The following is a 12730-nucleotide window of genomic DNA, read 5'->3' on the forward strand; positions in this document are numbered from 1 at the left end:
GGCGGGACGTGGGCAGGCAGCCGGGGCAAGGGGTAGCGGGCGGGCAGCGGGCGGGGTGGGGGAACGGACGGTGCGGGGCAACGGGCGGGCAGCGGGCCCGGTCGCGGATCGGACGGTGCAGGGGGCAACCGGCGGGCGGCGGGCCCAGTCGCCCACCCGAGAACGGGAAGGGCTCGGACCGGAGGGCGAAGGGGCAGGCGGGGCAGGCGTTACGTACGACGTGGACCCTGCGGCCGAACACACACGCGGGTTAGGCTCGCCTTCGTGAGTACGACTGCGCCGGCCTGTGCCGCCATCTCATGGGAACTGGCCGAATCGCCGGCCGCCACCGCGTCGACCGCCCGCACCTGGCTGCTGCTGGAACAGCCGGGCCCGTGGGGCGCGAAGGCCTTCACCAGCAGCCACCTCGACCCCGCGGTGGGCCGGGCCCTGGAGCAGGCGACCAAGGGCACCGGCATACGGGCGGCCCTCATCCGGCGCCCCGGCCGGCACGCCGACAGCCATGACACCGCCCGGCCGCGCCGCGTCTTCCTCGCCCACACCGTCCCCGGCGCCGGCTGGCTGCGCACCGCCACGGTCGACGACCCCGCGCACCTGCTCGACCTGGACTTCTCCCGGATCGGCGACGGCCACCACGACGGCTTCGGCACCGACCACACCGGCGACCCGCTGGCGCTGGTGTGCACCAACGGCCGCCGCGACCGCTGCTGCGCCCTGCTCGGCCGCCCGCTGGCCGCCGAACTGGCCGAGGCCGGCCACGGCGACGTCTGGGAGACCACCCACCTCGGCGGCCACCGCTTCGCCCCGACCATGCTCGTCCTCCCGCACGGCTACGCCTACGCCCGGCAGGACACCGCCAGCGCCAAGTCGATCCTCCTCGCGGCCGCCGACGGCCGGGTGATCACCCACGACTGCCGCGGCCGCTCCGCCTGGCCCCCCGCCGGCCAGGCCGCCGAACTCGCGGTACGCGCCCTCACCGCCGAGGACCACGCCGACGCCCTCACCGTGCTGTCCGACGACGCCGTGCTCCAAGGCGCCGGCACCGTGCTCTCCGAGGGCCTCGCCGTCCAGGGCGCCCGCACCGTCCGGGTCGCCCACCAGGACGGCCGCCGCTGGACGGTCACCGTCGCCCCGCAATCCCCCGGCGCCGCCCCCGCCCGCCCGCAGAGCTGCGGCGCCACCCCGGTCGAACCGTCCACCCCGCACGTGCTGTCGGTCACGGAGGACGGCGTCGACGGGGGAGGTCCTCAGGGGCGATGACGGGGAGTCGGGCGGGGCGGGTGTCTGGTGTGGGTGAGGCTGCTGGCGTGGGGTGAGGCTGCTGGCGGACGGATGGCGTCCGGCGGGGCGGCGGCGGAAGTCGGGCATATGGCGGAGGTTGAGCGGGGTTGACGGCGAAGGCCTGACCACGGGCGAACGTTGGGTGGAGCCGGCGTCGAAGCCGGGTCCGCGGTGAGTCACCGCCGGGGCCGCAATCGCGCCGCGTGCCCTCACACCGCTCCCGCGCCGGTCAGCGAACGCACCTCCAGCTCCGCGTGACGGCCCGGGTCGGCGGGCTCGCGGGACAGCACCGTGCCCAGCCAGCCGGCCAGGAACCCCAGCGGTATGGAGACGATCCCGGGGTTCTGCAACGGGAACCAGTGGAAGTCCATCCCGGGCAGCAGCGCGTCGGGACTGCCGGAGACCACCGGTGAGAAGGCCACCAGCACCACCGCCGGCAACAGCCCGCCGTAGATCGCCCACACCGTGCCCCTGGTGGTGAACCGGCGCCAGAACAGCGTGTACAGCAACGCCGGTACGTTCGCCGACGCCGCCACCGCGAACGCCACCCCCACCACGACCGCCGTGTTCAACTCCTGGGCCAGCAAGGTCAGCCCGATCGCCACCGCGCCGATCCCCACCGCCGCGAACCGCGCCACCCGCACCTCCCCGGTGTCCTCCCGCGCCGTGCGCCGTTCCGTCGACCGGCGCCGCAGACTCCCGTACAGGTCGTGCGCCACACTCGCCGACGACGACAGCGTCAGCCCCGCCACCACCGCCAGGATCGTGGCGAACGCGATCGATCCGACCACCGCGAACAGCACCGTCCCGCCGGTCGACCCCGCTCCCCCGCCCAGGCGCAGCGCCAGCAACGGCACCGCCGTGTTGCCCGCCGCGTTCGACGCCCGCACCGCCCCCGAACCCACCAGCGCCGCGGCCCCCAGTCCCAGCACCATCGTCATCAGGTAGAACGTCCCGATCAGCCCGACCGCCCACACCGCCGACCGCCGCGCGGCCCGCGCCGTCGGCACGGTGTAGAACCGCGACACGATGTGCGGCAGCCCCGCCGTCCCCAGCACCAGCGCCAGTCCCAGACTGACGAAGTCCAGCCGCGCCGTCCACGAGCCCCCGTACTTCAACCCCGGCCGGAGATACGCCGCCCCGTGCCCGCTGCCGTGCGCCGCCGACCTCAGCAGGTCGTTCACATTGCCGTGGAACCGCGCCAGCACCATCACCGTCAGCGCGACCGTACCGCCCAGCAGCAGCACCGACTTGACGATCTGCACCCACGTCGTCGCCCGCATCCCGCCGAACGCGACGTACACCACCATCAACGCCCCCACCCCCACGACCGCCCACGTCCGCGCGTGCGCACTCGTCCCGCCGGCCAGCAACGACACCAGGCTGCCCGCGCCCACCATCTGCGCCACCAGATACAGCACCGCCACCGTGATCGACGACGTCCCCGCCGCGATCCGCACCGGCCGCTCCCGCATCCTCGCCGACAGTACGTCCGCCAGCGTGAACCGCCCGCAGTTGCGCACCAGTTCGGCCACCAGCAGCAACACCCCCAGCCACGCCACCAGGAACCCGACCAGGTACAGCACGCCGTCGTACCCGTACAGCGCGATCAGCCCCGACACCCCCAGGAACGACCCCGCCGACAGGTAGTCCCCCGAGATCGCCAGCCCGTTCTCCAGCGGGGAGAACAACCGCCCACCGGAGAAGAACTCCTCCGACGACCGCCTCCTGCGCCCGGCCCACACGGTGATCGCCAGCGTCACCGCCACGAACGCCGTGAACAGGCCCAGCGCCAGCCCCCGGTGCTCCGTCGCCGCGACCGCGACCCCGGCCCCCGCGAGCTGCCATGCTCCCGCCATCGCGCCACTCATCGCGTCCGCTCCTGCGTCTCCCAGCGGACATCCAACGCCGCCTGGTCCCGCCGCAACCGCGCGTGCCGGGCATACGCCCAGGTCAGCCCGAACGTCGTCACGAACTGCGCCAGCCCCGCCACCATCGCCACGTTCACCTCCCCCAGCACGGGCCGCCCCATCAGCCCCGGCGCCGTGGTCGCGGCCACCACATACGCCAGGTACCACACGAAGAACACCGCGGACGCCGGGAACGCGAACCGCCGGTACCTGCGCCGCACCGCGCGGAACTCCTCGCCGGCCTGCACCTCCCGGTACACCGCCGCCCGGTCACCGCCCGCTGCGACAGCCCACCCGTCCGACACCGCATGTGGTTCCTCCCACGGACCCACGGCCGGCGCGCCGGTCCAGGGATCCTCCACCCGGAGCTGCCCCACCCGTCCACCGTCGTGATCGTCCACTGTGAATCTCCCTGAGCCGCCCGCCGATTGGCCGTGCGTTCAAGAATGGTCAGAGCCGAATGGTCCGATCCCGAACAATCCGTCACGTTCACTCCATCAGGTGACGTACTCCGGAACTCCCTCACCACATCGACCGAAGTGGACTCACCCCCGCCATCCCGCCCATGCCCGCACGCTCGACTCCGGTTCCCGCCGCCCTGCTTCACCTCACCTCACGATCCGTTCCGCTCCTTGCCGATCCCGCGCCGGTAGGCGTACCGGGCCGCCTGCACCCGATCCCGGACGCCGATCTTCGCGAACAGGTTGTTGATGTGCGTCTTCACCGTGGCCGGGCTGACGTACAGCTCCGCCGCGATCTCACCGTTCGACATGCCTTCCGCCACCAGGGCCAACACCTCCGCCTCACGCGTCGTCAGCCCGTCCGGCGCCTCCGCCTCGCCGGCGTCGACCGACGCTCCGCCCGCCACATTGCCCAAGCGGCCGCCCGACGCACCGTCCGACGTGCCGGCGCCACCCAGCGCCGGCCACCTGCCGCCCGCCCGGTCCCGCGTTCGCGGCGCGGCGGAACGCCGTTCACCCTCCGGGTCTCCCACCGCCGACTCCGCCAGTCTCTCCAGCAACCGCCGCTGCACCTTCGGCGACAGCCCCGCCTCCCCCCGCATCACGTCCTCGACCGCCCGCAGGATCTCCTCGCTGCCGGCATCCTTCGTCAGATATCCCCGCGCCCCGGCCCGCAGCGCCGCGAACAGGGAATCGTCGTCGGCGAACGTCGTCAGGATCACCACCTGTGTGCCCGGGTGGTCCCGCCGGATGATCCGGGTGGCCTCCACCCCATTGCATCTCGGCATCCGCAGGTCCATCAGCACCACGTCCGGCGCCTTGTCCGCCACCAGCCGCACCGCCTCCTCACCGTCCGCCGCCGCACCCACCACGTCCAGCCCCGGCAACAGCCCCAGCAGCATCGCGATCCCCTCACGGACCACGGTCTGATCGTCGGCCACCACCACCCGGACCGCCCGCCCGGCCATCACGCCGGCACCCGCAGTCGCACCACGAACCCCTCCTCCACCGGTCCAGCCTCCAGCGTGCCGCCGAGCAACTCGGCCCGTTCACGCATCCCGAGCAGACCGTAACCCGATCCGGACACCCCCAGCTCGTTGTCCACAGGCTCGCTCCCCGAGTTATCCACAGGGCGACCGCCGAAGTCCCGCACTTCCAATTCCACCTCCTTTGTGTGGTATTGGAGCCGCACCGCGACCTTCGCCCCCCGGGCGTGCTTGCGCACGTTGGTCATCGCCTCCTGCGCGACCCGCCGCACCGCCTGCCCGGCCTCCGCCGGCAGGTGCCGCTGGTCGCCCTCCACCTGCAACCCCGCCCCCTCCGACTCCACCAGTTCGCGCAGGAACTCCTCCGCCGAGGTCATCTCCCCCCGCAGCGCCGACAGTGCCTGCCGGGTCTCCGCGAGCCCCTGTCGCGCCATCCGCCGGGCCGCCACGACCCGTTCGAGGACGTCGTCCCGCTCCCCGCCGCGCTCGATCAGCAACCGCGCGGCCTCCAGGTGCACCAGCTGCGCGGACAGGCTGTGCGCGAGCACGTCGTGGATCTCCCGGGCGATCCGGCCACGTTCGCGCAACGCCGCCGTCTCCGCCTCCGCCACCCGTGCGGCCCGCTCCTGGCGCAGCAACCGCTGCATGCTGCCACGGCTCTCCGCGTCCAGCCGCAGGACGTAGCCGACCAGCCCCAGGCCCAGCGTGGCGAGCAACGTGGCCCAGCCGCCGTGCCGGGTGCCGAACGCCGCGTAGGCGCCCAGGGCGATCCCGTTCAGTGGCACGGCCACGCCCAGCGGGAGCCGTTGCATCCCGATGACGGCGGAACCGCACCACAGCACGGTGGCCGCGAAGTCCATCTGGACCGACCGGGCCGCGAACGCACCGCCCAGGAGCAACAACAGGATCGCCACCGAGTACGCCACGCGGTTCAGCAGTGTGCACCGGACGAGCACCACCACGGATCCGGCCGCCAGCAGACCGCTCGCGATCACCGCCACCGGGTGGCGGGTGGCGAAACCTCCCTGAGCGAAGGTCCCGCCGAACAGGGCGGCCAGGATCAGCAGGCGCATCACCAGGCTCATCCAGCGGTGGGTGCTGCGCCGGTAGCTGCGGGAGAGCGCCTCCTGGGAGGGCCAGGCCGTCCAGAACTCCCGCTCCAGCACGACTCCTTCCGCCGCCGAGGTCATCGCACGGCGCCCGCCCGCAGGGCTCCCGGCGAACCGTTGACCCGCCAGGCGACGACGCCCTTGCGTATGAGCAGGGTGACCGCCAGGGCCAGCATGAGGGCGCCGCGGCCCTCGTGCACCCCCATGACGGACCCCAGCCAGGCGAGAGCGATCCGCAGGGCGATTCCGCCGGCCCAGGCCAGCGCGGTGGTCTTCGTGCCCTTCATCCAGGCGGTGCCTGCCTCGTCACGCCAGATCCGGGTGGTGAGGGCCCACAGCACACCCATGCCGGCGCCTATCACCATCTCCGCCGCGAGCAGCCCCGCCGAGGCCGCCTCGTGATGGGAGTCGAGGACACCGCCCTGCTCGAGTCCGAGGTAGACCAGGACCGCCGGCAGGATCCACCAGCTCCTGCCTTCGGCGACCCGGCGGGCCCGGAGTTGGCGCACGAGGACCAGCGCGACGACGGCGACCGCGATGAGGATGTCGGTGGGGCCGGACAGGGAACCGGACATGGAAAACGCCTCCGAACTGCGACACATGACCGCTTGGTCGATGTCTTCGAAGGTACGGCGGCGCGGACTCGGGGGGATCGGAGCACGGGTGGAGATCAGGGTGGAGATCGGTTCTCCACCCGTGGGTGGAGAACCGATCGGGCCGACGCGGAGGCCGGGCGGGCCGGGGCGTTGGGCCGGCCCGCCAGCCGCGGTCCGCAGCCAGCCAGCCCGCCAGCCCGGGTCGGCAGACCGGAGTCCGCAGTCCGGGGGGCCGGGCTCCGCGGGTCGAGGCCCGCGGATCAACCGGATCAGGGTCCGTCGGAGCGGGTGCGCCGACGTCCGAGGGGCCGGGCGGACCGCCTCGGACGTGCCGCAGGCAAGCGGGTCGGCTCAGACGTCGATCCGCGCCCGGTCCAGCGTGGAGGCAGAGTTGGTGATGAACTCCTTGCGCGGCGCGACCTCGTTGCCCATCAGCAGGTCGAAGGCGCGCTCGGCGGCCTCGAGGTCGCTGATGTTGATCCGGCGCAGGGTCCGGTGGCGGGGGTCCATGGTGGTCTCCGCGAGCTGGTCGGCATCCATTTCGCCGAGGCCCTTGTAGCGCTGGATGCCGTCCTTGTAGCGGACGTTGCGCCGCTGGAGGTCCAGCAGGGTCTGGCGCAGCTCATTGTCGGAATAGGTGTAGATGTACTTGTCCTGCCCCTTCTTGGGGCTGGACAGCTCGATGCGGTGCAGCGGCGGCACGGCGGAGAAGACCCGGCCCTGCTCGACCATGGGGCGCATGTAGCGCTGGAAGAGCGTGAGCAGCAGGCAGCGGATATGGGCGCCGTCGACGTCCGCGTCCGCGAGGAAGATGACCTTGCCGTAGCGCGCCTGGTCGATGTCGAAGGTCCGGCCGGACCCCGCTCCTATGACCTGGATGATGGCTCCGCACTCGGCGTTCTTGAGCATGTCCGAGACCGAGGACTTCTGCACGTTGAGGATCTTGCCGCGGATCGGCAGGAGGGCCTGGAACTCGGAGGTGCGCGCGACCTTGGCGGTGCCGAGCGCGGAGTCGCCCTCGACGATGAACAGTTCGGTGCGGTCGACGTCGTCGCTGCGGCAGTCGGCGAGCTTGGCCGGCAGCGAGGAGGTCTCCAGCGCGGTCTTGCGGCGCTGCGCCTCCTTGTGCTGACGGGCGGCGATGCGGGTGCGGGCCGCGGCGACGATCTTCTCCATCACCGCGCGGGCCTGCTGCTTGTCGTCACGCTTGGTGGAGGTCAGGAACGCCTTCAGTTCCTTGGCGACCACGTTGGCGACGATACGCGATGCCGCGGAGGTGCCGAGGACTTCCTTGGTCTGGCCCTCGAACTGCGGTTCGGCGAGCCGGACGGTGACCACGGCGGTGAGGCCCTCGGTCGCGTCGTCCTTGGTGACGTCGTCCTCGGCGACCCGCAGCAGCTTCGCCGAGCGGAGTACCTCGTTGACCGTCTTGGCGAGCGAGCGTTCGAAACCGGCGACGTGGGTGCCCCCCTTGGGGGTGGCGATGATGTTGACGAAGGAGCGCAGCATGGTGTCGTACCCGGCACCCCAGCGCAGCGCGATGTCGACGCCGAGCTCACGGGTGACCTCGGTGGGGGTCATGTGACCGCGCTCGTCGAGGACGGGCACCGTCTCCTTGAATGTGCCCTCCCCGCACAGCCGCAACACATCGCAGATCGGCTTGTCCGGCGCGAGGTAGTCACAGAACTCGCCGACGCCGCCGTCGTAGTGGAAGGTCTCGTCGCTCGGCGCGCCGTCCTGGCCGTCCTGGCGCCGGTCGCGGACGACGATGGTCAGTCCGGGGACGAGGAACGCGGTCTGGCGGGCCCGCTGGTAGAGCGTGTCCAGGGAGAGCTTGGCGTCCTTGAGGAAGATCTGACGGTCCGACCAGTAGCGAACGCGGGTGCCGGTACGGGCCTTGGGAACCTTCTTGGTCTTGCGCAGCCCGTTGGCGGGATCGAACGGCGCGTCGGGGCCGGATTCGGTGAAGATTCCGGGCACGCCGCGGCGGAAGCTGATGGCGTGGGTGCTGCCGCCGCGGTCGACCTCCACGTCGAGTCGGGCGGAGAGGGCGTTGACCACCGAGGCGCCGACGCCGTGCAGGCCGCCGGAGGCCGCGTAGGAGCCGCCGCCGAACTTGCCGCCGGCGTGCAGCTTGGTCATGACGACCTCGACGCCGGACAGGCCGGTCTTGGGTTCGACGTCGACCGGGATGCCACGGCCGTTGTCGCGCACCTCCACGGAGCCGTCGTCGTGCAGCAGGACGTCGATGTGGTCGCAGTACCCGCCGAGCGCCTCGTCGACGGAGTTGTCGATGATCTCCCAGAGGCAGTGCAGCAGGCCACGGCTGTCGGTTGACCCGATGTACATACCGGGACGCTTGCGGACCGCTTCGAGGCCCTCCAGGACGAGGAGGTGCCGTGCGGTGTAGTTGGAGGCGTCGCGATCCGGGCCGCTCAGCAGGGCGGTGGACGGTGCTGATGTGTCGGCGGTCACGCGGGCAGCTCCTCGCAAATTCTTGCCACCGGTTCCTGGATGGGCAGTTGTCGGATTCGGCGGGTGGCGGGTCGTTCGCCGATGAGAGGGTACCGATGCCGGGGGCGGTGCCCGCGCCGCGACCCGGTTTCGGGCCCCATGCTAGCCCCGCTTCGAGCGTACGTTCGATCCTTCTTTCGAGTGATAGGCACATCACGTTCCCAAAGAGGCATGAACCATTTAGGCTCCGGGCACGTCCTTTGCAACACCGGCGCACTGCCGGGGGACGAAAAACTACATAGTGACCACACGATCACAGAGGACGCATCAAGGCCCATTCGCCGCCAACCGGCAGCATCCGGCCGCCTCGGGCTCGACTTTCGAGAAAAAGCCACGAGCGGGAACGTTTTCGGCCTGGTTGGATGTTGACCCTGGTACGACAGCTCGTCGAGCTAGAGAAGAGGCGACGTGACTACTGTTCTGACCCCCGCAAGCCCGCTGACCGCCGCTGACCGGTGCGACCGCTGCGGCGCGCAGGCATACCTGCGCGTCGTTCTCATCAGCGGTGGCGAGCTTCTCTTCTGCGCTCATCACGGGCGCAAGTTCGAACCGGAACTGAAGAAGATCGCCGCGGAAATACAGGACGAGACCGGTCGACTCACCGCCGCGCCCGCGGCTGTGGCCGAGGACTGAACTCCCACATCGCGCACGACGACGAGCTCGGACCGGCCCGCTGGGTCGGCACGAAGACGGCCACCCCGCTCCATGGGGTGGCCGTTTTCCTTACCAAGCGTCAACATCCGAGCCGAAATTCATCACTCCGAGTGGTAAACGCGTCATGTTCGCGAGGAGTGAACAGATCGACCCTTCGTGATCCATCAATCACTCTCGGCGACTTCGCCGACGCTGTTCTCGCAGAGCGAACAAGGTTTTTGATCATGTAACTGACGGCGCTTCGGCGCGGCGTCCCGCAGCACGATTCACTGGAACCGGGCGATGTCGTCCGCGACCGCCGAGACGCGGGTGTAGACGCCGGGGTGTCCGGCGTCCCCGCAACCGGTCCCCCACGACACCAGGCCGATGAGCCGCCCCTGGGCCACGAGCGGGCCGCCGCTGTCCCCCTGGCAGGCGTCGTGGCCTCCGGCGGAAGTACCGGCGCAGAGCATGGAGGGCGCCAGGTAGGTGCCGGCCACGCTGCCGGGATAGGCGTGGGCGCAGCTTTCGTCCGGCATCACCGTCACCTGGGCGGAACGCAGTTGGGACGAGTAGCTGCCGCGCCCGCTGGTGTCCCCCCAGCCGTAGACCGTCGCGGACGTGCCTTCCTGGAAGGCGGCGGTGTCGCTGGGACCCGCGACCGGGATGGCGGGATGCCCGGGAAGGTCCTGGTCCAATTGGATGACGGCCAGGTCGTTGGCGTTGGTACGCGCGTCGTAGGCGGGGTCGACCCAGACGTCCTTGATGCCGACCTCCTGCCCGGCGTCGGTTCCCAGGTCGGTGCGGCCCGCGACGACCTTCAGGTCGTCCAGCTCGCGCCAGGTGCCGCCGAGGACGTCGTGGCTGAAGCAGTGCGCGGCGGTGACCACGGCACCGGGCGCGACGACCGCGCCGCCGCAGAACTGTCCGGAGCGGTCGGCGCCGAATCGTTCCTTGCTGGCCAGCGCCACGACGAAGGGGTGTACGGCGGACAGGGTGGGGCTGCCGCCCACCACGCTCTCCCCCGCGCTGTCACCCGGTCGTGCCGGGTGCGCGACAGCGGGCGCCGGGGAGGTGGCGAGCGGCAGGGCTATCGAGAGCAGGGCAAGCCCGCCCCACAGGGCGGTCGTCCGACGGCGGGGGCTGGTGCGCATGCCTTCTCCTGACCTTCCGGATCGGGTAGAACACCCAGCGTCATCCACGCCGATCGGCGTCGCATCCGGAAAAACGCCCGGGCTCGGGACCTCCAGAAGAGGTACCCGGGCCCGGGCGTGTCGTTCCCGCGGGGATCAGTCGAGGTAGTCGCGCAGCACCTGCGAGCGCGAGGGGTGACGCAGCTTGGACATGGTCTTCGACTCGATCTGGCGGATCCGCTCGCGGGTGACGCCGTAGACCTTGCCGATCTCGTCCAGGGTCTTGGGCTGGCCGTCGGTGAGGCCGAAGCGCATGGACACCACGCCGGCCTCCCGCTCCGAGAGGGTGTCGAGCACCGAGTGCAGCTGCTCCTGCAACAGGGTGAAGCTGACCGCGTCGGCCGGCACGACCGCCTCGGAGTCCTCGATGAGGTCACCGAACTCGCTGTCGCCGTCCTCGCCCAGCGGCGTGTGCAGCGAGATCGGCTCGCGGCCGTACTTCTGGACCTCGATGACCTTTTCCGGGGTCATGTCGAGTTCCTTGGCCAGCTCCTCCGGGGTGGGCTCGCGGCCCAGGTCCTGGAGCATCTGGCGCTGGACGCGGGCCAGCTTGTTGATGACCTCGACCATGTGCACCGGGATACGGATGGTGCGGGCCTGGTCGGCCATCGCGCGGGTGATCGCCTGCCGGATCCACCAGGTGGCGTACGTGGAGAACTTGTAGCCCTTGGTGTAGTCGAACTTCTCGACCGCGCGGATCAGACCGAGGTTGCCCTCCTGGATCAGGTCCAGGAAGAGCATGCCGCGGCCGGTGTAGCGCTTGGCCAGCGAGACCACGAGGCGGAGGTTGGCCTCCAGCAGGTGGTTCTTGGCCCGGCGCCCGTCCTCGGCGATGATCTCCAGTTCGCGCTGGAGCTTCGGGGCGAGCTTGTCGGCGGCCGAGAGCTTGTCCTCGGCGAACAGGCCGGCCTCGATGCGCTTGGCGAGTTCCACCTCCTGCTCGGCGTTGAGCAGCGGGACCTTGCCGATCTGCTTGAGGTAGTCCTTGACGGGGTCGGCGGTGGCACCGGCCGCGGCGACCTGCTGGGCCGGGGCGTCGTCCTCGTCGTCGTCGGAGAGCACGAAGCCCTCGGACTCCGGCTGGTCGGGTCCGGCCTCACCGGGCTTGCCGGGCGTCGCCGACTCGTCCGTCAGCTCCTCGCCGTCGCCGAGGTCCTCGTCCGACTTCTTCGCCGCGGTCTTCTTGGCGGTGGTCTTCTTGACCGCCGTCTTCTTGGCCGCGGTCTTCTTGGCGGTGGTCTTCTTGGCGGCCGAGCGGCCGAGCGCGGTCTCCTCGGCCCCGTCGGCGTCGAGGGAGATCTCGGCGGTGGCGGAGGGCGCGGAGACGGTCTTGGCGGCCGCGGTCTTCTTGACCGTGGTCGTCGTGACGGTCTTGGCGGTGACGGACTTCGCGACCGGCGCGCGCTTGACCGGGGACTTGGTGGCGACGCTCTTGCGGGTGCGCTTGGGGGCCTCGGCGGCGCTGACCATCAACGTCACGCCCTCTTCGTCGAGGACCTGGTTGAGGCTGCGCAGAACGTTCTTCCACTGGGTTGCCGGAATCTGGTCCGCCTCGAAGGCGCGACGGACGTCGTCGCCTGCGATCTGGCCCTGTGCCTTACCCCGCTCGATGAGCGCCATCAGAGACTCGGATTCGGTGATCTCCGGCGGGAGCGTACGGGATGTGCTGGCCGACACGAACAACCTCTCGGAACGATGGGAACGACTTCCGACCACGCCTGCACGCGGCAGGGCCGTCGGACGCCGGCGGGGATGGTCCGGCGATCGAGGCGGTTCCGGTCAGCAACACGGCGACTGTGATGTCCTCCGTGTTCCAGTCTCGGCACCACCTCTTAGGTCATCGCGCCTCCCCTGAGAGCGTTACGCGGTACTTACGTGGCCCACATCACACCCTTGTCCCCAGCGTAATCCAGACGTGCGACCGCCTCCCCCGTTCCGGCGGCCGCCGCGAGCCCCCGAACGGCGACCGCCGGGCCCGGAGACAGCGGGCCCGGCGGTGGAGAATCCGTCGGCTGGCGGGGTGACAGGGCGGCGCGTGACAGCGTCC

10 protein-coding genes are annotated in these 12730 nt (G+C 71.0%); 2 read left to right on the forward strand and 8 right to left on the reverse strand.

Features of this window, described 5'->3' with window-relative positions:
* Positions 1 to 264: 264 nt before the first annotated feature.
* A complete protein-coding gene (locus POF43_RS27260) occupies positions 265 to 1260 on the forward strand; it encodes a ferredoxin family protein (protein ID WP_282704806.1) in 996 nt (331 codons plus the stop codon).
* Positions 1261 to 1490: 230 nt separating this feature from the next.
* Here the strand turns inward: POF43_RS27260 and POF43_RS27265 are convergent, their stop codons facing one another.
* The 6 genes from POF43_RS27265 to POF43_RS27290 form a co-directional block, all read right to left on the reverse strand.
* Positions 1491 to 3140: a monocarboxylic acid transporter gene (locus tag POF43_RS27265; RefSeq protein ID WP_282704813.1), complete on the reverse strand. Its 1650-nt coding sequence runs from the start codon at positions 3138 to 3140 to the stop codon at positions 1491 to 1493.
* Positions 3141 to 3148: 8 nt separating this feature from the next.
* Positions 3149 to 3496 carry a DUF485 domain-containing protein gene (locus POF43_RS27270; RefSeq protein WP_308217326.1) on the reverse strand — a complete coding sequence of 116 codons (348 nt, stop codon included), beginning with the start codon at positions 3494 to 3496 and terminating at the stop codon, positions 3149 to 3151.
* 308 nt (positions 3497 to 3804) lie between these two features.
* The gene (locus tag POF43_RS27275; protein WP_271323376.1) at positions 3805 to 4620 is read right to left on the reverse strand and encodes a response regulator transcription factor; all 816 of its coding nucleotides are present in this window, start codon (positions 4618 to 4620) and stop codon (positions 3805 to 3807) included.
* Entirely contained in the window at positions 4620 to 5801 is a 1182-nt protein-coding gene (locus POF43_RS27280) for a sensor histidine kinase (RefSeq protein ID WP_372516139.1), read from the reverse strand. The genes POF43_RS27275 and POF43_RS27280 overlap by 1 nt, the downstream gene beginning before the upstream one ends.
* 23 nt (positions 5802 to 5824) lie before the next feature.
* Positions 5825 to 6322, reverse strand: a complete 498-nt coding sequence (locus tag POF43_RS27285) for a CcdC protein domain-containing protein (RefSeq protein WP_271323378.1) — start codon at positions 6320 to 6322, stop codon at positions 5825 to 5827.
* 372 nt (positions 6323 to 6694) lie between these two features.
* Positions 6695 to 8818: a DNA gyrase/topoisomerase IV subunit B gene (locus POF43_RS27290; protein WP_271323379.1), complete on the reverse strand. Its 2124-nt coding sequence runs from the start codon at positions 8816 to 8818 to the stop codon at positions 6695 to 6697.
* A 447-nt stretch (positions 8819 to 9265) separates the two neighbouring features.
* On the opposite strand from POF43_RS27290, the gene POF43_RS27295 reads away from it, so the two are divergent.
* The gene (locus tag POF43_RS27295; protein WP_271314671.1) at positions 9266 to 9490 is read left to right on the forward strand and encodes a DUF7455 domain-containing protein; all 225 of its coding nucleotides are present in this window, start codon (positions 9266 to 9268) and stop codon (positions 9488 to 9490) included.
* Positions 9491 to 9777: 287 nt separating this feature from the next.
* Here POF43_RS27295 and POF43_RS27300 read toward each other — a convergent pair whose 3' ends face one another.
* Both POF43_RS27300 and POF43_RS27305 read right to left on the reverse strand, forming a co-directional pair.
* On the reverse strand, positions 9778 to 10644 hold the full coding sequence (locus tag POF43_RS27300; protein ID WP_271323380.1) for a S1 family peptidase: 867 nt from the start codon (positions 10642 to 10644) through the stop codon (positions 9778 to 9780).
* A gap of 135 nt (positions 10645 to 10779) precedes the next feature.
* Entirely contained in the window at positions 10780 to 12366 is a 1587-nt protein-coding gene (locus POF43_RS27305; RefSeq protein ID WP_271314669.1) for an RNA polymerase sigma factor, read from the reverse strand.
* Positions 12367 to 12730 lie beyond the last annotated feature (364 nt).

The sequence above is a fragment of the Streptantibioticus silvisoli genome (assembly GCF_027947535.2).
In the GTDB taxonomy this organism is placed as follows: Bacteria; Actinomycetota; Actinomycetes; order Streptomycetales; family Streptomycetaceae; genus Streptantibioticus_C; species Streptantibioticus_C silvisoli.